The following is an 18,288-nucleotide window of genomic DNA, read 5'->3' on the forward strand; positions in this document are numbered from 1 at the left end:
ACAGGTCTCATCCCGAACCAAAATTATTTCAATCCCGATAAAAGCAAATATTATTAGTAAGGCCGCGTAATTCGTGCGTTTTTGGTGGCTTTTTTGGCTTGTTGAATTAGCTGAAACTTCAGTATGGCTAAAAAACGCGACCTTTCTAAACCGCTTTCGGCAATCACGTTTCGTTGCCCAGATTGTCGGCATACTTTTAAAGCACTTCCGAGTGAAGTGATTGATGCGCCTGAGTTTATGCATCACCCATTTCGCTATCTTGCTGCGTGTGAAATTTGCAACGATTCTGTTGAACAAGCACCATTTGAGCGCGCGCTTTTTAAAGCCTGGTCAAATGCCACTGGGCCAAAAACACCAGAAGGCAAAGCCGCTACCGCTGCGAATCTAGAAGGCCACCCAACCCCAGAAGAAGCCATGCGGACTCGCTTTAATGCGATGAAGCACGGATTGACCGCTAAGACAGCGACCTACTTCCCCGCTCGACCCGATGGCTACAGCTTTTGTGTTGGCTGCAAAGTCGATCGAGACTTTTGCGCAGCGCAATCCGCCTGCCAAACCCAAACCATGCTGTTTATGCAAGTCCATGCCGCATTCGAGCAAAGAGATCCAAAAAAGCTCACCGGGATTTTTTCAGGCATGCAAGCGGCGACCATTGCCGTGGTACAGCAAATGCTGCAAACCATCCTTGCCGACGGTGTGACGCTACGCAATCCGGAATGGTATACCGACAAAGAAGGCGGGATGAATCTCGCCTGCTACACCGACCCAACGACGGGTGAGCGCCAACAAATCATGAATATTGAGGCGCATCCGTTACTGAAAACGCTGTCTGAATTTTTAACTCGCAACAATATGAATCTAGGCGATCTGGGCATGACGCCAAAAGTCATTGAACAGCAAGATGAATCAATGGGGCGTCTTAAAAATGATGATGAGCGCGGCTCAGTCACTGATTTTATGCAAAAGCAAACTGAACAACTGGCCTTACTGGTCGACAAGATGGGTAATGCCAAGGCGCGCGCGAAGAATGATCCCATTCTGATTGAGTACCAGCGTGAAAACGGTGGTGAAGTATGAGCATTTCAGCCATCGCCGCAGAGTTTCGCATTAGAGAAGCGCGCGATATCGAAGCCACGCTGTTGATGCTAGAAGATCGAGGCTTGCAAAAACTCATCGCAGTATGGCCAAACGTTGAGATCAATATCGTCAATGAGCCAGAAGACAAAGAATGGAAATCCTTATGGGCCTGTGTGGCCTATAGCGAAGCCGATATCGCTGATTTAACAGGCCTAGACCTTGGCCCCATCAAAGTACTACTTCGCAGAGCCATTGCGCTGCATTTGATTTATCCCGATGGCAGCGTTCATGTGTTTGCAAAAACCGCCTTGCAACAGCGGATTAAAGATCTACTTGGTGTAAAAAAATGACTCGTCTTACTCTTGAATATCGCCCGTTAAGCGACCTAATTCCTTACGCCAACAACGCTAGAACACATTCGGAAGCCCAGATTGAGCAAATCGCCCGATCCATCGATCAGTTCGGGTTTACTAATCCAGTATTGGTTGATGGCTGCAACGGCATTATCGCCGGTCATGGCCGGGTCTTAGCGGCGAATAAGCGCGGTTTTAATGAAGCGCCAGTGATTGAACTTTCCCATATGAGCGAAGCGCAAAAACGCGCTTATATCCTTGCCGACAACCAACTGGCAATGAATTCAGGCTGGGATAAGTCCTTACTTGAAATTGAACTTGGGGCGCTGCGTGATTTTGAGTTTGATCTATCACTGATTGGCTTTGATGAGGAGGATTTGGCAAGATTTCTGCCAGAGCTATTGAACGAAGGTCTCTGCGATGAAGATGACGCGCCCGAGCTGCCCGAAGAGCCTTGCTCCAAACCAGGGGATCTATGGATACTAGGCCCGCATCGAGTGCTGTGCGGCGATAGCACTAATCTGGATCATGTTGCTCAGCTCATGGATGGCTATCTTGCCGATTTGATCGTGACTGATCCACCGTACAACGTTGCTTATGAGGGCAAGACTAAGGACAAGCTGACGATTGAAAATGATGCCATGAATGATGGCAAGTTTTATCGCTTCCTGCTCGATGCGTACGCTGGGATGTTTGCTTTTGCCAAAGACGGCGCGGGCTTATACGTATTTCATGCCGATAGCGAAGGGATGAACTTTCGCAAAGCAATGCTAGATGCTGGCTTTAAGTTGGCCCAATGCTGCATTTGGGTCAAGCAATCGCTCGTGCTCGGGCGCCAAGATTATCAATGGCAACATGAACCTGTGCTCTATGGTTGGAAGCCAACCGGACCTCATCGCTGGTATACCGATCGATCACAAACTACAGTTTGGCGTTTTGATCGCCCGGCACGAAATGATGTCCACCCGACGATGAAACCTGTCGAGCTCATTTGCTACCCGATTAGCAATAGCAGCCGTGGCGGCGATATCGTTTTGGATTTGTTCGGCGGATCCGGCAGCACCTTAATTGCCTGCCACAAGCTAGGTCGCCATGCGCGAATTATGGAGTTAGACCCACGCTACGTGGATGTCATTATTCAGCGTTGGCAAACCTTCAGCGGCCTTATCGCAATCCATGCTGAATCAGGGGCTGCATTTGGCCAATGAGCGCATTAGTGCTTCGCAGCGCGTCTTTCTGCAAAATCGCGCAGAGGTAGAAATCATGCGCTACGGCCGAGTAGATCCTGCGACCGGGCTAAAGCCACATGCCTTGTGGCATAAGCACGTGCATGGCGTAGAGCTCGATCCGATGCAAGTACTGAAGTGCATCGAGATGGACAACAACCCAAACACTATCGATGTCTCTTGCCGCCGAACAGGAAAAACAACGGTTAAAGAGTTATACGCCCTGATGTTTTTAGCGACCAACCCGTTTCAAGAAGAAGGAATTGTCGCGCCGCGCTTGCAGCAATCGCAGATTGGCCTTGGCTACCATCTGGATGCAATACGCCGCTCTGAAATGTTATCGGCTTATATCTCAGTCAAGAATGGTCGCCGCCAGATGAAAGACACGCAGTACCAGTTTGCCAATGGCAGTAAAGCGACCGCGTTCGGGATTATGTCGCAGATCGACGGTGATGCCATTTCGTTCGCCAGCATCGATGAGGTGGATGACTGCCCGCAAGAGCGTTTAATGAGTCGTTTCCTACCGATGCTAGGCTCAGCACGCCGTTTAGGGGCGGACTCAACCGTTAAATTTCAGCCGCAAATCCGCATTACCGGCGTTTATAAAGGCGCCGATGTACTGCAAGCCTTGGTCGACAATGGCCAATACAAAATGCTGCCAGCGCTGGATATTTACTTGGGGATTGAACTCGGTATTTTGAATGAAGCATGGGCGAACGATATGCGCGCCCAGCAAACCGAGGCCGAATGGATTCGGCAGTTTTTATGCATCAACACGCGATCGACCAATTACATTTGGGAAAAATACATCCGGATTGCGATCGCCACCGGCTTATCGGCCAATTTGCAACCGGCTGGGCCATTGCCGGGGCTGCGATATCGCAAGCGTGGCATCTTGAGTTTTGGCTATGACCACTCTGGGCATGGTGAGGCCGAAACCGCCTCGAAATCGGCGCTAGTGGTCTTTGAGCAAATCGGCAATTACGCCGTGATTATTTTTTGCAAAACATGGCTGGCCGGCACGGATGACCGAGTAGTCCAGAATGATTTGTTTGGCCTGTGGGCGTACTTTCGCCCCGACTATGCGATGGGCGATGCATATGGGATTGGCATGCTCACTAGCCTGAATGATCAGCTGTATGAGCATGGCCTCACTGATATTGATCGCCGCACGATTGGCGATGGCGAAAGCACGGCCAGCACTTGGAGCCAGTGGCCATTTGCGCCGATTCGCTTTCAGGGCATGGTGAAACACAGCATGGCCAGCGCGCTGCGCGCGGCATTTCACAACCGGCAGGCCGCGATACCGAGCGTGGATGAGGATGATGTCGCCAATCTAGATTGGGCCACGCTGGTGCGCCAGTTGGGCAATATGAAAGCCGCGCAAAATAAAGGTGGCTATGCCAGCTATACCATGGCTGATAAAAAGATCGGTGATGACTTATTCGACGCTGCTTGTGCAGGTATTTGGGCACTCATCACCCGCGGCCAAGACGATAACGCGGCAGTCATCATTCAAAGTGGTGTGCGAACTCGTGAACAATTGATGGGGATGGGATGATATGAATGACTACAAAAAGCACAGCAGAAAAACCGCCGAAGCCGCAGAGCGACATGCTCCGCCGCCACTTTCCGAAGCCGAAAAACTCGCCATCGCGCAGCGTGTAAATTTGGTAAAAAAACACATCCCAGAAGCGATGGATTTTATTAAAGACTTGCATGCGCTAGGGATGGTTGATGGACTGCGCTGCATTACCTCGGTCACAACACCGGATGGAGTGAAATATGGGAATTCTTGATCGCTGGTTTAGCAAAAAGTCGGGAGATAACAGCCAGCCCGGGGAAGAGACTCGCCCAACCTCAGAGGCAGGCCTACGGGCTACGCCAGAAGAAATCACCCGGCGAATTTATGCTCAAATGCAAATTGATTATGGCCTGCGTGCGACGATTCTAGATATTCGCCATATGGATCGTAGCGATGGCCAAGTCAAACGCATTCACCGTAAAGTGGCACGTGATACCGTCAAAGGTGGCATCGTACTGCAGCAGGCCGACGCCAATGAAACCATTGCCAAAGAATGGAAATCATTTCAGCGTCGCTTGCAACTCGATCGCGTGGAAAAACTCAAGTCAGACGCTCAAGGCTTGGTGATGGAAGGCAATGTGCCGTTTCAGATGGTGATCGATGATCAACGCAATGTGGTCGCCATGGTGCGGATGCCAACGGAAACCATCCGCGCCAATGTTGGCGCCAATGGTCGCTTTATCGATCCTACGCAGGCGTATATCCAGTTCGATATGTTAGCCGGCAAAGAAATTGCCCGATTTGCCTTATGGCAAATGCTATTGCTGCGCTTTGATCCCGACAACTTTGATGATTACGGCTGCATGGGTCGACCATTTTTAGACGCCAATCGCAGTACTTGGCGCAAGCTGAATATGGCCAATGAAGATCTAGTGATTCGCCGCCGAATGCGCGCGCCGCTAAGAATGGCGCACATTTTAGAAAATGCCAGCGCCGATGATTTGAACAACTATCGTGCCACGGTAGAAAAAGACCAGGCGCACGGCGCGGTGACCGATTATTACCTGAATAAAAAAGGTAGCGTGAATGCGCTGCAAGGCGATGCTAATCTAGACCAGATTGGCGATATTGCTTACCTGCTAGATACCTTTTTTAGCGGGGCCCCGATGCCCAAGGGCTTAATGGGGCATATCGATGGTATGGCTCGGGATATTTTAGAAGATCTAAAGCGTGATTATTATGATGAAATCGACGTGCTGCAGGACACTTTAGCCTATGGCTACGCACAGGCATTCCGACTGCAGTTATTACTACGCGGTTTAAATCCAGATGATTTTGACTACACCATCAGCTTTGCTGAACGCCGTACCGAAACCCTTAGCCAAACCACCGATCGCGCCTTAAAGCTCAAATCAATCGGAATGCCTGAAGGCATGGTATGGGAAGAGCTGGGACTGAATGCGGCTCAAGTACAAAAGCGCCGAGAATGGGAACGAAAGAACCTAGACCCCTACCCGAATGAAGATCCAATCCCCACTTCACAGGTAGTCAAAGTTACACCAGGCAATGGCCGAAAAGGAGAAAGCGGCACGAGCATAGCCCAACACTAAGCCGCTGGAAAAGCTTGATTTGCTGGGCCTTTTTGGCCCCTTTTTCCGCTTGCAGTACCTGCTTAAACTAGCCTCACTGATACAAGTGAGGCTTTTTTTATGCTCGAACATTCTATGCGGGATTTATATGGTTGATTTTAAAACCCAGATCGCCAGTGCCGTTATTGATAGATCCATGAACGATGTGATTTGGACGCTGTGGGCGAGCAAGGCCGTCGCAATCTTGGTGCTCGTCGCATTGATTTACTTTGGCGCCCGCATGGTCAGGCGAGATTACAGCGCCGATGGCTTGGTTGAGTCATTGCGCGATCAGTTGAAGCTAGAGCATCAACGCGCAGCACAACGAGAAAAAATCATCGAGCGGCTATCCGATGAGAGAAATGAAGCCGTGAGTGAGATGGGCAAGTTCAGCGCCACGGTTAAATTTCAATCGAAGCGAATTGAACAACTCGAGAGCGAAGTCGCTGAATTAAAAGTGCTACTGATCGGAATGACCGAAGCCATGGATTTGATTGTGGACCACCTGAAATTGCGCGGACTGACCCCGCAAATGCTAATTGGAGAAAGCGCATGACGATAGCCATTGAAAAAATGCTCGACAAGCTGCTGGGCCTTGAAGGCGGCTATGTGAATAACCCGGGTGATTCGGGGGGAGAAACCCATTGGGGAATCACCGTCGCGGTAGCGCGAGAGGAAGGTTATACCGGTCGTATGATCGATATGACTCACGACCAGGCCAAGCTCATTTATTTACGCCGCTACTGGATTAAACCTAAATTTGCGGATGTATCTGCTCGATCTACCGTTTTAGCCGAAGAGCTCTTTGATACTGGGGTCAATTGTGGTACCGCGACTGCGGCCATGATGCTGCAGCGAGCATTAAACGTCATGAACAATCAAGCCTCGATCTACGCCGATTTAAAAGTGGATGGCGCGATTGGGTCGGCAACATTGGCGGCACTGGATAAGTATTTGGCCAAACGCGGCAAAGAAGGCGAAGCCGTCTTATTTAACGCGCTCAATTGTCTGCAGGGCGAGCGTTATATTGACCTCGCGGAACGCCGACAGAAAGATGAAGCTTTTGTTTATGGCTGGATTAAAAACCGCGTGGGAGTGATCGCATGAATTTTGATTGGAAAAAAACGGTGGGGGCGGTGGCCCCAATTTTGGGCTCGGCATTAGGAGGCCCATTTGGTGGCATGGCTGGAGCAGCGATTGCTGCGGCGTTAGGGGTGGACAACGACGAAGCCGCCATCAGTGCTGCAGTACATGGCGCAACGCCTGAGCAAATGATTGCAATTAAAAACGCTGATTTAGAATTTAAATCTAAGATGGCAGAAATGGGCTTTAAGTCGGCGGCAGATTTGGAGCGTATCGCATCTGATGATCGAGCCAATGCCCGTGCCCGCGAGATGACGCTGAATGATTGGACGCCAAAAGCGTTGTGCTTAGCGATTGTCGTCGGATTCTTTGGTGTGATTGCGCTGCTGGCATTTAAAGAGCTACCCCAAAGCGCACGCGACTCATTATTTGTACTTGTCGGCACGCTTGGTACCGCCTTCGTATCGGTAGTGCAGTACTACTTTGGCAGCTCGGCCGGGAGTGCGGCGAAATCAAACACGATACATCGATTAAAGGCGTAATAAGTGCCTAATTCGGTAGCCAAACAAATCGAGCTGGCCAGTCTATTAGCGCAACAGCAAATGAATACGCTGGATGCACAAACACTGGCAGATCTGCTCGAAATATACCAGGCGGCGGTCGATGTGATCGCCGCTTCTATTCATACTGCCGCGCTGGGCAGTAATGTGGTGCGCATCGAGCAACTGGGCGATTTGCGCCAGCAAATTGAGCAGCACTTGGTGCGATTAAACGCACAGCGCCAAGCCCTGCTAAACGACACCCTACCCCTCGCCGCCGAACTAGGCTCTAAACCATTTACCCCGGCGATTGAGCTCAATACGCTTAGCCGCATCAATCACGATGCGGTTCGCTTTGTGCGTGAATTTAAAGCCGCCGATGGTTTACAACTTTCCGATCGCATTTGGCGAATTAACCGAGGCGCCAGAGAAAAGCTCATCAACGAAATTGAGCTTGCTGTTGTGCAAGGCCACAGCGCGAATCAGGCCGCCCGCGCGATGCTGGCACGCGGAGAAACACCGAACATCATCGGAATCGATGCGGCTCACCCCGATAAAATGACCCGCGCCACTGCCGACATTCTCACTGGCCAAGGCGGCAGCGCGTATCACAACGCCGCACGCGTATTTCGCACCGAACTCAATCGCGCGCATGGTACGGCCTATTTAAATACGGCAGAGCAAACACCGGGCTGTATCGGCACCCGTTTTTTACTGAGCCGAGCGCATCAAAAGGTCGATATCTGCGATACCCATGCCAGCGCAGATCTATATGGACTTGGAGAAGGCGTCTATCCGCATGGTAGAAATCCATGGCCGGCGCACCCAAACACATTAAGCTATGTCGTGGCGGTGTTTGATCCTGCCAGCTATACGCCAGAAGTCCCTACGAATACAATGGCGCCTATGGATAACCGTGACGAAATAACAAAACGCTACTTTAATCAAAAAGTGGTGCTGGATTCTAAGGACAATTACTTTTTAAGTGGACGACAAATCAATGCAGAATTAGCGGCTAAGTTAACTGGAGCTCCCGATGGGAGCACCATTGAAATGTGGCTGGAAGATGATATTTCAGCACATTTCAAAATCCGTAACGCTTTGTTTGAAGCCCCTGCCGAGCGAGAAATACAAGCCTATGACGGTGGATATATTCTCGTTTTGAATAACTATTTGCGAATTAAACCCGAATATCAATCCCAAGGAATCGGGGTTCGTATGTTTGCGCATGAAGTTTCAACGGCGAAGGAGCTCGGCGTGACGCAAATAATGCTCTGGGCTGCAGGTAATTCAAAAGATACAACCTATAATGGCTACTATACATGGGCTAGATTTGGTTTTGATGCGGAGCTAACAGATGCAGACAAGGCCGATCTTCCTAGTGAACTGGCACACAATCAGACGATTCAAGACTTAATGCAAACAGCGTTTGGTCGGGAATGGTGGAAGAAAAACGGTACTGGGCGTACTATGTTCTTTGATGTGCAGGAAGAAGCCAACTGGCGATTACTGATGAACTATTTAAATGACAAGGGGGTAAAAATATGAGCACGGTAAAAAAACGAACTGTTAATGGACTCTTTACTCCTGTTGTTACCGTTAAAACAACACTTGCCTCACGCAAATCTATTCATCTTGAGGTCGCTCTAAAACCGCGCTCAAAAGCGACAATCCTTCAAGAGTTTGAAGCTAAAGCACGGAAACGGTTTGCCTAGTATGCGTATTGAAACTAGTGCGAGTACACCTCAAGTGCAATTTTGTGCATGCCCAGTAGTACAGCCAATCAGTCAGGTATTAAAACCAACGACACTCTCAGCAGTGCGAACCAGTTTAAATGCGCGATACGGCCAGCTTGGTACGGATTTATCGCTAGAAGAGTTAGGGCTGAAATCCTAAAAAAATAGATTGCACACAATAAAGCCTCGGAAACGAGGCTTTTGTTTTGGTGTTATCATTGCCGCGAGGTTGCGGGATCACGGCAACGCCCCGGCGGCAAGTTCCTTGGCCGTAGGACAACCTCACCAATTTACACAGAAGCCGTCGCAAGACGGCTTTTTTGTTGCTGACACAAAAGCGCAGTGGCAGGATGGCGTTACTACACTTTGGAGATCAATATGATCCGGACATTCATTTTTATCATTGCTAGCCTTTTTGCCTTTAATGCCAGCGCGGCCACGCAAAAAAAGCCGTCACAATTTAGCCCGAACATAATTAAAATAACCCCAGAAACCACTACTCTATCTTCCGTTGATCGCAAAGGTAATGATCCAGCGTGTATTCATGCAGCGGGAGATGTGCTATCGGTGCTTCAAATTCCGGTAAAAGGGCAATATGAGAAAACTAGTGACTTCGAGCTGCGATTACAAAAAGACAATGAAGAGCTATCAAAAATGAAGTTGTGCGGGAATCTATCTCTTAGTGACACCTTCGCAATTAAAATCCCCGCAATTAAAACCTATAATGCAGATACTGAAAAACTAACTGTATCAATTAAATTTGATACAGCTAGAGATACCGGCTGTGGTGTCTTTGTTGGTGCAGGCCATGTCGAAAAGAAGGGCAAAAGCTATATGGGGCAAAATGGTTTTGGCGTAAAGAAATTAATATCTACATATACAGTCAAAGAGCGAATAATTGCTGACGATTATTCCTACAAACGTACCTGTCCAATCTCTGATGTCCAGCTATCTAGAACCCCCAGCGAAGCAAAAAAAGGGCAGCGTATTGCTGCTTTATATTTTGGCAAGCTGATTAAGCCTTACTCTACTTCAATTGATTACGAAGACACCCCAACTATGGACAATCCACAGCATGTGTTTTGGACAACGACTCATACTAAGGTAGAGTGGGTTGATTATGTATATTTTGATGAAACTACTGGAGAGGTATTAACTCAATAAAATTATAACCCGCTTCTAGCGGGTTTATTTTTAACCACCATCATTGCAAAATAGAGAAACCAATTGTTGGTTTTTTTCTCTAATCACATTGGCTAACTCAATTAATTCTTTGCAACTGCAATCGCTAGTTGTTGCATTTCTGGTAGCTGCACTAACCTCTGGAATCGTATATTCATGGGTTAAAGTTGGTTTGGCACCCAATACCCGCAACTCTTCTGCCACTTTTTTCTGACTTCGCAAAATCACATAGAGCCGCAAAATCAAATCCACATGGCTTTCAACTGGCGTGCTTAAGTGCGCCAGCACCTTATCGTGCAATGCCAATTGATCGATATGAAAATCACGATATTTAATGTGGTGAGATACGGCAGTGTCGAACTTCTTAAATTCGTATTTATTCGCATCAAACTGCTGAATTAGCACTATTTTTTCTCATTTAGCGTATTGATCTCTACACGAACTACATCACGGACAGCATCAATAATTTGGGATAAATCCAAATTAGAAACCTTTGCTTCAGAATTAAATGTGCTCTGCAGGCGCGCGACGATTTCTGCATTCATGCTGCGATTATTTGCTTTGGCAGCGACTTCGATATCTTCTCGTAGCTCGGCTGGAACACGTAATTTAAATTGGGGGTCTTCTCGGGTCATGTCGCAATAATGCACCACAGTGGTATTGACAGCAATTCCCCACCGTGGTCTACTAAACCAATGCCACCACGGTGGGGTATTAATTAAGGAGAAGAAGTGAAGAATGCACGAACGTTACCGCAATTTAATTTGAGATTAACAGCAGAGCTAAAAGGTTGGCTGATTGGTGAGGCGGAGAAAAATTGCCGCAGTCTAACTGGTGAAATCAACGCAATTTTAGGAGAGGTAAAGCGACAAAGGGAAAGTCATGCAAGCCCAACACATCAGGCAAGCCACTGAAATAGAAAAGCCCCAAAGTGCTAGAACACTTTGGGGCCATATATGAAAACCACATCTCAAAGGAGCTTCATATGAAGCCTAATAATAGCACACCTAGTAAATTACAAGCCGTGCCAGATATCGGCATTGTATCTATTTACCATTTTTTACATCAACACCAAGTTCGCGTTGTTTTACGTGCTGATGGTGAAGTTTGGTTTGTTGCTGCCGATGTTTGCGCTGCGCTGGGTTTGGCCAACCCAACCATGGCTGTTCAACGCCTTGATGACGATGAACACGCCCTAAGTACTATTGAGGGCCTTAGCCGCATGGCTGGCGGTAACGAAAAGGTCAATATCATCAGTGAATCTGGTCTGTATTCAATGGTACTGACGAGTCGGAAAGAGGAGGCCAAAGCCTTCAAACGCTGGATCACCACAGAAGTATTGCCGGGTATTCGCAAGCAAGGGTTTTATTTTGCCGGTGGTGAGCTCACTCGCGAGCGTTTATCCATGGTGAAACTGGCGCGCCAGCTCACACTAGATGTCGCAAAAAACAAAGACGCGTTTGCCCGAGCTGTACTTTATGGCTTGTTGGTAGAAGTGGCGAGCGCTTTAGGTCAGCCGATTCCGAATGAAAAGCAACTGCCAGCACTCCCAGCGGTAAATGAGGTGAACCATGGCTAAAGCATTCAACCCCTTGCGAGAAGCGCGGCGTGCCATGCAAGCGCTAGAAGAAGCAGATCAAATAGCACGGCAGATGAATGTTCAAGCCCCGATTCCCTATTTATATGCGATCGAGCGAGCCAAATCGCGCTTGGATTATTTGCTACGCCACGCGGAGGATCGGCCATGATCCCCGCCAGCCTACCACCGGCCCCCATTATTCCGATTCATATCTTGCTCGACCCGCGTGGGCTAGGGTCGTTTGATGATGATGTTGCCCCGTATCTGGCGCAAGGCTATCGAATTTTTTGCATTGATGCGCTGCGTGGTCGATACGAAGCGCGCTTGATTCAAACCACAGTCATTCACTAAAAGGCTTAAAAATGGATAAAGACATTCACCCGCTCATTCACAAATTAGAGCAGCATGGTGCGGCACTACAGGATTTATCTGACCTGCTCAGTTCAGCAGGTGGTATTGATCCAAACGCCAAGCGTACCGTGCATTTACTAGACATCATCGCGCGAGATCATCGCAATACGGTCACTGAATTAAGCAAGGTGCTGCCGATTAACGAAACGTTGTAGCGTGCCCTTTTTGGAGCCTTTTTTGGCTTGACCATTCCCCCTACCCTGTTGTGCAAGCGATGTTGAATCGCTAGTGCGGCGGGGTTTTTTTATTTCCTCCCATTTGTCCGCCGCACTCATTTTTTACGAGAGATGGCATGGGCAAACGCATCATCAAACTTTCCGCATCAAATACACCCACCGGTACAGTGCGCTTCCTGTCCGGCCTCCATGTGAAGCTGGGGGATGGTGAAGGACAAAAGCCGACTTGGATCACACTCACCCGCACCGGATCATTCACTGATCCACGCTATGGCCGCTTTGAAATCAGTCGCGACATGCTGTTGGCAATGGTGAAAAACTTTGATGCCAATACGGTTGGCCAAGATGTGTTTATCGATGTGAACCATGAGCCCAGTAAAGGCGCAGCAGCCAAGGTACAAAAGCTGGCGGTTGAAGGTGACCGTTTACGCGCACTGGTAGATTGGTCGCCGTATGGCATCGATGCGGTAAAAAACAAAGGCTACGCCTACCTCTCAGCCGAATACCACGAAAACTTTACCGACAACGAAGCGGGCAATCAGCACGGCTGCACCCTACTCGGCGCTGGACTCACCGTGCGTCCGGTGATCAAACGGCTAGACCCGGTCAAGCTTTCCGAATCTGAAACACCCGTCTTACTCCATCCAGAATTGCAATCCACCTTACTTGCGGAGATTCACGCCATGTGGAAAGAAAAAATTGATGCTTTACGTAAAAAACTACTCGCTCAAGGTTTGAGTACTGCGGCCGTTGAAACCATTTGCAACGCCGCATTAAAAACACTGACTGAAGCCCATATTGCTGATGAAGCGCAGGCCACGGTGATTTTGAGCCAACTCGAAAGCGGCGCCATCGCATTGAGCCAGCAGCTGGCTGCAGGCGGCACCCTGCAATTGTCATTGACTGCGCCGGCACCTGCGGCATCAACTGTTGATATCGTTGCCGAGGTCGCAAAAGCCCTATCGGCCGCACGAGATGCCGATGCTGCCGCAGTGAAAAAGCTCGCCGAAGATAAAACCAGCGCTGAAAAAATGCTGGCCGATACCATCAATGCCGCCAGTGGCATCGATGACGCAAGCAAGAAAACGCTGGCTGAACGTGGCAATGCCATGCTGATGCCCGGCTGGGGCGAAGCGCAAATCAAAACACTGGCGACAATGCTGATTGAAAGTGGCAACCAAACAGCAGTGGCTAAGCAGTTGGCATCGCTCGGTTATGGTCCAACCGGCTCTTTGCGTATTTCAGTACCCGACGAAGGTGCCAAGCAACTCTCTGGTACTTACCGCGATCATTTAAAGCAGACCGCCACTTATGGCGCTGGCCAGCTCAAACTAGCAGAAAAAACCACCCCGTTTGTTGAAATGGTCTTGAGTGAATTCGATCGTATCAATGGCGCCGCCATTGCCGCCGAAATGAAAATGCTCGCCGGTGGCGAAACCAATATGAGCCGTGGCGCATTGCCGATTGGCTTTCAGCGTGAAGTCATCCGCGAGGCGTTGTCTGATTTAAATATCTTGCAGCTGATTAATACGTTGACAGATTTTGCCGCGACAGCCACGACGCAAATCCCGTACGAGTATCGCGATGTATCTGGCGTGCTCAATGACGGCATCGTTTATGAAGGTCAGGGCATCAATTACGCCACGATCAATCAAGCGATGGACACCGCCTATGTTGTACCGATGAAAGTGGCTTACATCATCACCAATGAGATGGCGCACTTTAGCCGTGCCAGCGCGATTAATTGGGATGCAATGGCGCGCAATATTGAAGTTTGCGCCCGGGTTATGCGTGAGCTGATCGCCAAGCGCATCGCCAATGAATTGCAGCGCAGTAGCGACGCCTATAACGCAGTGGCGGTGAGCGCTGAGAATATTGCCTCGCAATTGGATGGCACGACGAAATCAACGATTAAGTCAGCCGGCTTCCCCATCGTTCGCCCTTTCCAAGCCTTCAACTTGCAAGGTATTGCAGTTGGCTCAGCTGAAAACCCCATCGTCGTAAAATTAAACAACATTGCGGTATTGCCGTGGGATGGTTCTGGTTCGCAGCCTGCCGCCACATACTACCGAGTCAATAGCTTCAACATGGGCTATATCCAGTTCGTCAATAAAGATGGTGCCCCTGTTACTCCGCCGAATACTGGCGTTTGCACCATTGATTACAGCCGCGCCACCAATTTGTTGAAGGTCGATTTGGATGTGCCGGGTGGCTCAACGTTAGAAAAACAACTGAATAAAGCCCTGCAAGGTGTCGGCGCACAAAAAGCCATGATGTCGGGCCAGCGCTTTATTCAGCCTGATTTTGCGCTAATGAGCCCTACCCTCAATGACACGATTAGCAATGCTGAACAGTTCATCAACATGATGGGCCGCAATGGCACCAGCACCGATGGCCAAGGTGATTTGCAATCCATCAAAGGCATCCCCGCCTTTGGTACCAATGCGCCGGGCATTGATCTAGGCGATCAACGCATCTTGATGGGTCAACGTGGCCAGCTCACTTACACCGTGGCGAAACCATTCAGTTTGGGTGAGCCGTTTGAAGTAGTGAATGCGCAAGGCCAAGCGGTCGGTAAAAAGCAAGCGTATGGCGAAGAATACAACGCTATTAAATTGCCGACGCCGATTCGCAATCGTTTGACCAGCGTGCTGGTTTATAGCTTTAGCGGCCGCTAATTCAAGGGGCGGGAAACCGCCCCAATCTTACTGTGAGCGCATCATGCGAATAAAACTAATTCCATTTACCAATGAAACCGAGCGATTTATCACAGTCGGTTTAACCACCATTGCACCGGGGCAAACCCGTGATGTTGATGAAACCTTGCTGCCTAACTATCAACCAGCCGCAAATCAATCCGAGTCAAACGAAGCGGATCTGGCCTATCCCGCTTTACATGCATTATTGGCGAGCAATGTGGAGACCGTGATCAATGCATTGCCTGATTTACCAACCGATGAATTAGAAGCATTGGGCGAGATTGAGCAAATGGGCAAAGCGCGCAAAACGATTTTAGGCGCAGTGGCTGAATTACTGCTCAACCGTGCTGGCGCCGAACAGCAAGGCGGCGAGGGCTAAGCCATGACGATGAGCCAAGCCGCCATTATTGCGGATGTCAAAGCCAGTCTGAACGACAGTGCCGCTTTATTTAAAGCGGCTAATGATGCTGATTTTATTCGGCACTTAGATGTGGCATTGCAAGACATCGCGGCGAGCGTGGCCTGCCCACGCTTTGCTAGCGTTGACTTACTGACAGACCAAATTGACGGCTGGCCCGGTGCTTATCCTGCGCCGGCAGATTATTCCCGCTTTGGCCAAATGATTTGGGGCAAACACAGTTATCAGCCGTGGGATGCCCTTTACCCCGGTCAATTGCCCAGCATCATCAAAGCCGACATCAATGGCATGACAGCGCTCATGCTATGCCCTGCAGCCAGCCCGCAGCAGATTGCGGTGTGTGGTTCGCAATTTAAATTTAGCTACATCGCCAAACCGGCGGTGGGCGTCGATGCGGCCAATACCACCCTTCCTGAGCGTCATCGCGGCCTATTGATTTTACGCATGCAAGCTGAAGCGATGCGCGAGCTCACGATGCGCAATATCACTAAACCGACCGCCATGCGAGACGGTCTCACAGGCACGCCGCGCAACAGCACACCCGCAGCGCTGTACCAGGCACTGATGGCTGAGTTTCAAGCCAAGGCAGCCACGCTATGAGCATGATTTCGATTGAAGTTAGGCATGTCAATTTAGCGGCGCTAAATCCGGATCGGCTACGCGCAGCGCTGCGAGATGGCCTGCAAACCGCTGGTGGCCTGATCGCGGTAGAAATGAAATCACAGGTGGATGGCCCGTTTGGCCCGCAAAAAAAACGCTATGGCAGCCTGACTTCATTGCTGGTGAATTCAATCCATGTGCGGCAGGACGATGAGCACAGCATTACGATCGCACCACGCGTCCACTATGCCGAGTGGGTTGAGAAAGGTCGCAAGCCGGGCAAATTGCCGAGCATGTGGCATGGCTCCGACTTTATGGAGTGGGTTCGCTTGCGAGTAATGGGCGGCAATATCACTAGTAAAAAACGCCATGCCAGCTACCTCGATGCCGCATGGGGCATTGGTTTTGCCATCAAGATGCGCGGTATTAAGCCCAATCCCTTTGTGGCTAGAACTGCAGAAAAAACCCGCGAACAAGCCACGACGGCGCTGCGTATCGCATTGGCCAAGGCCCTGACATGACCCCAGCCCGTTTAAATGAAATCAAATCCGCTTTGCAAGCGAGGTTTCCTAGCCGACATGTAGGCCGCAGCTTGCGCGATTTGTCGGTGATTGGTGATACCGAGTTACGCGCGGGCGTTTATACGCTGCTCTGTCGTAGTGAAGATGGCTTTGCTGATTTTATTGGTGGAGAAGCGCAATTTGGCACTACGAAGCTGGCGATGGTGGGGCAGATCCGAGTTGATGATGATCTACCTGCAGAAGCTGTAGAAGACGCTGAGCTTGGTATGGCGCAAGAAATTAAAACCTTTATTCAAAGTAATGCCTTAGCCGGCTTGCTGGAATTAAAAGCCCTACAGCAATCAGGCCAATTAGATGCGCCTTATGGCTGGATCGTTTTTGAATTGACTTGGAGAGAATAAATATATGACAAAAAAAACCGCCCTACTTGCCGCTGAAGCGCCTGAAGCGGCTACCGCAGATCCATTTCATGGGCAAGGCGGCAGCTATATCGTAAATCCCGACAGCGGCGCGCGTGAATTGGTCAGCCGTACCGACATGGCCACCACTGAAGACCACTCAACTGCGATTGAATCGAATGAGGTGAAGCATGCCGACGCCATCTAAGTTTTTTAAAAAATTACTCGCACTGGCCAAGATTGAAACCGCTTATGGGACCGATAGCACGCCGACTGGCGCGCTCAATGCCATTTTAATGCGCAATGTCACACTAACGCCGCTCGAGCAAGAAACCGAGTCGCTGGAATATATTCGGCCGTATTTTGGTAATTCACCGGATATCCCAGTTGTCAATCGCGCCAAAGTTGAATTTGAAGTGGCGTTATCCGGATCGGGCACCGTTGGCACGGTGCCAGCGTGGGGGGCATTGGCGCGGGCCTGCAATATGTCGGAGACCATTACTGCTGGGGTGAGTGTGATCTACCAGCCGGTGAGTGCTGGCTCAGAATCGATCACGCTCTATGTTTATCTCGATGGTTTATTGCATAAGATTTTTGGCGCTCGCGGCTCAATAAGCGCCAGCCTTGTGGCCACCAAAACCCCAACACTCAAGTTTAGTTTTACCGGGCTATTTCAGCCGGTGACCGATACCGCAGCACCGGTGGTTGATTTTTCTAAATGGGTTGATCCATTGCCAGTTTCAACACAAGCGACGCCCACCTTTAATTTGCACGGTGCGACGGACTTGGCGCTGGAGTCTTTCAGCTTTGATTTGGGCAATGCCATTGAGCATCGCGTGATGGTTGGCCTTGAAGAAGTAGTGGTTGCCGATCGTAAAGCCAGCGGCAAAGCCGTGGTGCAGATGGGCACTATTGCCAGTAAAGATTGGTTTGCCGTCGCTCGAAGTGGCGCTGCGGGCGTGCTTCAGTTGATTCAAGGGGCGACAGCTGGCAATAAAGTGCAGATTGACGCGCCAAATATGCAGATTAGCAAACCCAATTACGTCAACAGCAAAGGCGTGGCGATGATCTCGCTCGACCTGAGCTTTAACCCAACGACCTTGGGTAATAACGAACTCAAAATCACTGTTCTTTAAT

26 protein-coding genes are annotated in these 18,288 nt (G+C 49.7%); 24 read left to right on the forward strand and 2 right to left on the reverse strand.

Features of this window, described 5'->3' with window-relative positions; genetic code table 11:
* Positions 1-123 precede the first annotated feature (123 nt).
* The 12 genes from K4H25_RS15300 (at position 124) to K4H25_RS15355 (ending at position 10,331) form a co-directional block, all read left to right on the forward strand.
* Entirely contained in the window at positions 124-1,077 is a 954-nt protein-coding gene (locus K4H25_RS15300) for a hypothetical protein (RefSeq protein ID WP_221021262.1), read from the forward strand.
* Positions 1,074-1,427: a hypothetical protein gene (locus tag K4H25_RS15305; RefSeq protein ID WP_221021263.1), complete on the forward strand. Its 354-nt coding sequence runs from the start codon at positions 1,074-1,076 to the stop codon at positions 1,425-1,427. The genes K4H25_RS15300 and K4H25_RS15305 overlap by 4 nt, the downstream gene beginning before the upstream one ends.
* On the forward strand, positions 1,424-2,638 hold the full coding sequence (locus tag K4H25_RS15310; protein ID WP_221021264.1) for a site-specific DNA-methyltransferase: 1,215 nt from the start codon (positions 1,424-1,426) through the stop codon (positions 2,636-2,638). The genes K4H25_RS15305 and K4H25_RS15310 overlap by 4 nt, the downstream gene beginning before the upstream one ends.
* Complete coding sequence (locus K4H25_RS15315) at positions 2,559-4,217, forward strand: hypothetical protein (RefSeq protein ID WP_255587757.1); 1,659 nt, start codon at positions 2,559-2,561, stop codon at positions 4,215-4,217. The genes K4H25_RS15310 and K4H25_RS15315 overlap by 80 nt, the downstream gene beginning before the upstream one ends.
* A gap of 1 nt (position 4,218) precedes the next feature.
* The gene (locus K4H25_RS15320; RefSeq protein WP_221021265.1) at positions 4,219-4,455 is read left to right on the forward strand and encodes a hypothetical protein; all 237 of its coding nucleotides are present in this window, start codon (positions 4,219-4,221) and stop codon (positions 4,453-4,455) included.
* Positions 4,442-5,791 (forward strand): portal protein, encoded by a 1,350-nt coding sequence (locus tag K4H25_RS15325; protein WP_221021266.1) that lies wholly within the window; start codon positions 4,442-4,444, stop codon positions 5,789-5,791. The genes K4H25_RS15320 and K4H25_RS15325 overlap by 14 nt, the downstream gene beginning before the upstream one ends.
* 127 nt (positions 5,792-5,918) lie before the next feature.
* Positions 5,919-6,365: a DUF3450 domain-containing protein gene (locus tag K4H25_RS15330; RefSeq protein ID WP_221021267.1), complete on the forward strand. Its 447-nt coding sequence runs from the start codon at positions 5,919-5,921 to the stop codon at positions 6,363-6,365.
* Complete coding sequence (locus tag K4H25_RS15335; RefSeq protein WP_255587758.1) at positions 6,362-6,916, forward strand: glycoside hydrolase family 108 protein; 555 nt, start codon at positions 6,362-6,364, stop codon at positions 6,914-6,916. The genes K4H25_RS15330 and K4H25_RS15335 overlap by 4 nt, the downstream gene beginning before the upstream one ends.
* Positions 6,913-7,434, forward strand: a complete 522-nt coding sequence (locus K4H25_RS15340; RefSeq protein WP_221021268.1) for a hypothetical protein — start codon at positions 6,913-6,915, stop codon at positions 7,432-7,434. Before K4H25_RS15335 ends, K4H25_RS15340 begins: the two co-directional genes overlap by 4 nt.
* A gap of 3 nt (positions 7,435-7,437) precedes the next feature.
* Positions 7,438-8,979, forward strand: a complete 1,542-nt coding sequence (locus tag K4H25_RS15345; RefSeq protein ID WP_221021269.1) for a GNAT family N-acetyltransferase — start codon at positions 7,438-7,440, stop codon at positions 8,977-8,979.
* Positions 8,976-9,146, forward strand: coding sequence for a hypothetical protein (locus K4H25_RS15350; protein WP_221021270.1), 171 nt, complete (start codon positions 8,976-8,978; stop codon positions 9,144-9,146). The genes K4H25_RS15345 and K4H25_RS15350 overlap by 4 nt, the downstream gene beginning before the upstream one ends.
* A 399-nt stretch (positions 9,147-9,545) precedes the next feature.
* Entirely contained in the window at positions 9,546-10,331 is a 786-nt protein-coding gene (locus tag K4H25_RS15355) for a hypothetical protein (protein WP_221021271.1), read from the forward strand.
* Between the two features lie 30 nt (positions 10,332-10,361).
* Here the strand turns inward: K4H25_RS15355 and K4H25_RS15360 are convergent, their stop codons facing one another.
* Both K4H25_RS15360 and K4H25_RS15365 read right to left on the reverse strand, forming a co-directional pair.
* Positions 10,362-10,754 (reverse strand): hypothetical protein, encoded by a 393-nt coding sequence (locus K4H25_RS15360; protein ID WP_221021272.1) that lies wholly within the window; start codon positions 10,752-10,754, stop codon positions 10,362-10,364.
* Positions 10,754-10,984 (reverse strand): Arc family DNA-binding protein, encoded by a 231-nt coding sequence (locus K4H25_RS15365; protein ID WP_221021273.1) that lies wholly within the window; start codon positions 10,982-10,984, stop codon positions 10,754-10,756. Before K4H25_RS15365 ends, K4H25_RS15360 begins: the two co-directional genes overlap by 1 nt.
* Positions 10,985-11,080: 96 nt before the next feature.
* On the opposite strand from K4H25_RS15365, the gene K4H25_RS17165 reads away from it, so the two are divergent.
* The 12 genes from K4H25_RS17165 (at position 11,081) to K4H25_RS15425 (ending at position 18,287) form a co-directional block, all read left to right on the forward strand.
* Positions 11,081-11,263, forward strand: coding sequence for an Arc family DNA-binding protein (locus K4H25_RS17165; RefSeq protein WP_221021274.1), 183 nt, complete (start codon positions 11,081-11,083; stop codon positions 11,261-11,263).
* 71 nt (positions 11,264-11,334) lie between these two features.
* A complete protein-coding gene (locus K4H25_RS15375; protein WP_221021275.1) occupies positions 11,335-11,928 on the forward strand; it encodes a BRO-N domain-containing protein in 594 nt (197 codons plus the stop codon).
* Positions 11,921-12,097, forward strand: coding sequence for a hypothetical protein (locus tag K4H25_RS15380; RefSeq protein ID WP_221021276.1), 177 nt, complete (start codon positions 11,921-11,923; stop codon positions 12,095-12,097). The genes K4H25_RS15375 and K4H25_RS15380 overlap by 8 nt, the downstream gene beginning before the upstream one ends.
* On the forward strand, positions 12,094-12,279 hold the full coding sequence (locus tag K4H25_RS15385; protein WP_221021277.1) for a hypothetical protein: 186 nt from the start codon (positions 12,094-12,096) through the stop codon (positions 12,277-12,279). Before K4H25_RS15380 ends, K4H25_RS15385 begins: the two co-directional genes overlap by 4 nt.
* Before the next feature lie 11 nt (positions 12,280-12,290).
* The gene (locus tag K4H25_RS15390) at positions 12,291-12,494 is read left to right on the forward strand and encodes a hypothetical protein (protein WP_221021278.1); all 204 of its coding nucleotides are present in this window, start codon (positions 12,291-12,293) and stop codon (positions 12,492-12,494) included.
* 137 nt (positions 12,495-12,631) lie between these two features.
* The gene (locus tag K4H25_RS15395; RefSeq protein WP_221021279.1) at positions 12,632-15,193 is read left to right on the forward strand and encodes a phage protease; all 2,562 of its coding nucleotides are present in this window, start codon (positions 12,632-12,634) and stop codon (positions 15,191-15,193) included.
* 43 nt (positions 15,194-15,236) lie between these two features.
* The gene (locus tag K4H25_RS15400) at positions 15,237-15,593 is read left to right on the forward strand and encodes a hypothetical protein (RefSeq protein WP_221021280.1); all 357 of its coding nucleotides are present in this window, start codon (positions 15,237-15,239) and stop codon (positions 15,591-15,593) included.
* Between the two features lie 3 nt (positions 15,594-15,596).
* Positions 15,597-16,232, forward strand: coding sequence for a hypothetical protein (locus K4H25_RS15405; protein WP_221021281.1), 636 nt, complete (start codon positions 15,597-15,599; stop codon positions 16,230-16,232).
* Positions 16,229-16,753, forward strand: coding sequence for an HK97 gp10 family phage protein (locus K4H25_RS15410; RefSeq protein ID WP_221021282.1), 525 nt, complete (start codon positions 16,229-16,231; stop codon positions 16,751-16,753). The genes K4H25_RS15405 and K4H25_RS15410 overlap by 4 nt, the downstream gene beginning before the upstream one ends.
* On the forward strand, positions 16,750-17,154 hold the full coding sequence (locus tag K4H25_RS15415; protein WP_221021283.1) for a hypothetical protein: 405 nt from the start codon (positions 16,750-16,752) through the stop codon (positions 17,152-17,154). The genes K4H25_RS15410 and K4H25_RS15415 overlap by 4 nt, the downstream gene beginning before the upstream one ends.
* Positions 17,155-17,158: 4 nt before the next feature.
* The gene (locus K4H25_RS15420) at positions 17,159-17,359 is read left to right on the forward strand and encodes a hypothetical protein (RefSeq protein ID WP_221021284.1); all 201 of its coding nucleotides are present in this window, start codon (positions 17,159-17,161) and stop codon (positions 17,357-17,359) included.
* On the forward strand, positions 17,343-18,287 hold the full coding sequence (locus K4H25_RS15425; protein WP_221021285.1) for a phage tail tube protein: 945 nt from the start codon (positions 17,343-17,345) through the stop codon (positions 18,285-18,287). Before K4H25_RS15420 ends, K4H25_RS15425 begins: the two co-directional genes overlap by 17 nt.
* The last annotated feature ends 1 nt before the right edge of the window (position 18,288 follow it).

The sequence above is a fragment of the Deefgea piscis genome, from assembly GCF_019665785.1.
In the GTDB taxonomy this organism is placed as follows: domain Bacteria; phylum Pseudomonadota; class Gammaproteobacteria; order Burkholderiales; family Chitinibacteraceae; genus Deefgea.

Excerpts from the sequence above, each read along its gene's own strand:
- K4H25_RS15320 (WP_221021265.1), top strand. The coding sequence starts at position 4,219 with ATGAATGACTACAAAAAGCACAGCAGAAAAACCGCCGAAGCCGCAGAG.
- K4H25_RS15325 (WP_221021266.1), top strand. The coding sequence starts at position 4,442 with ATGGGAATTCTTGATCGCTGGTTTAGCAAAAAGTCGGGAGATAACAGC.
- K4H25_RS15410 (WP_221021282.1), top strand. The coding sequence starts at position 16,229 with ATGAGCATGATTTCGATTGAAGTTAGGCATGTCAATTTAGCGGCGCTA.
- K4H25_RS15395 (WP_221021279.1), top strand. The coding sequence starts at position 12,632 with ATGGGCAAACGCATCATCAAACTTTCCGCATCAAATACACCCACCGGT.
- K4H25_RS15300 (WP_221021262.1), top strand. The coding sequence starts at position 124 with ATGGCTAAAAAACGCGACCTTTCTAAACCGCTTTCGGCAATCACGTTT.
- K4H25_RS15305 (WP_221021263.1), top strand. The coding sequence starts at position 1,074 with ATGAGCATTTCAGCCATCGCCGCAGAGTTTCGCATTAGAGAAGCGCGC.
- K4H25_RS15400 (WP_221021280.1), top strand. The coding sequence starts at position 15,237 with ATGCGAATAAAACTAATTCCATTTACCAATGAAACCGAGCGATTTATC.
- K4H25_RS15375 (WP_221021275.1), top strand. The coding sequence starts at position 11,335 with ATGAAGCCTAATAATAGCACACCTAGTAAATTACAAGCCGTGCCAGAT.
- K4H25_RS15350 (WP_221021270.1), top strand. The coding sequence starts at position 8,976 with ATGAGCACGGTAAAAAAACGAACTGTTAATGGACTCTTTACTCCTGTT.
- K4H25_RS15365 (WP_221021273.1), bottom strand. The coding sequence starts at position 10,984 with ATGACCCGAGAAGACCCCCAATTTAAATTACGTGTTCCAGCCGAGCTA.
- K4H25_RS15415 (WP_221021283.1), top strand. The coding sequence starts at position 16,750 with ATGACCCCAGCCCGTTTAAATGAAATCAAATCCGCTTTGCAAGCGAGG.
- K4H25_RS15315 (WP_255587757.1), top strand. The coding sequence starts at position 2,559 with ATGTCATTATTCAGCGTTGGCAAACCTTCAGCGGCCTTATCGCAATCC.
- K4H25_RS15390 (WP_221021278.1), top strand. The coding sequence starts at position 12,291 with ATGGATAAAGACATTCACCCGCTCATTCACAAATTAGAGCAGCATGGT.
- K4H25_RS15385 (WP_221021277.1), top strand. The coding sequence starts at position 12,094 with ATGATCCCCGCCAGCCTACCACCGGCCCCCATTATTCCGATTCATATC.
- K4H25_RS15425 (WP_221021285.1), top strand. The coding sequence starts at position 17,343 with ATGCCGACGCCATCTAAGTTTTTTAAAAAATTACTCGCACTGGCCAAG.
- K4H25_RS15310 (WP_221021264.1), top strand. The coding sequence starts at position 1,424 with ATGACTCGTCTTACTCTTGAATATCGCCCGTTAAGCGACCTAATTCCT.
- K4H25_RS15380 (WP_221021276.1), top strand. The coding sequence starts at position 11,921 with ATGGCTAAAGCATTCAACCCCTTGCGAGAAGCGCGGCGTGCCATGCAA.
- K4H25_RS15340 (WP_221021268.1), top strand. The coding sequence starts at position 6,913 with ATGAATTTTGATTGGAAAAAAACGGTGGGGGCGGTGGCCCCAATTTTG.
- K4H25_RS15420 (WP_221021284.1), top strand. The coding sequence starts at position 17,159 with ATGACAAAAAAAACCGCCCTACTTGCCGCTGAAGCGCCTGAAGCGGCT.
- K4H25_RS15335 (WP_255587758.1), top strand. The coding sequence starts at position 6,362 with ATGACGATAGCCATTGAAAAAATGCTCGACAAGCTGCTGGGCCTTGAA.
- K4H25_RS15330 (WP_221021267.1), top strand. The coding sequence starts at position 5,919 with ATGGTTGATTTTAAAACCCAGATCGCCAGTGCCGTTATTGATAGATCC.
- K4H25_RS15405 (WP_221021281.1), top strand. The coding sequence starts at position 15,597 with ATGACGATGAGCCAAGCCGCCATTATTGCGGATGTCAAAGCCAGTCTG.
- K4H25_RS15355 (WP_221021271.1), top strand. The coding sequence starts at position 9,546 with ATGATCCGGACATTCATTTTTATCATTGCTAGCCTTTTTGCCTTTAAT.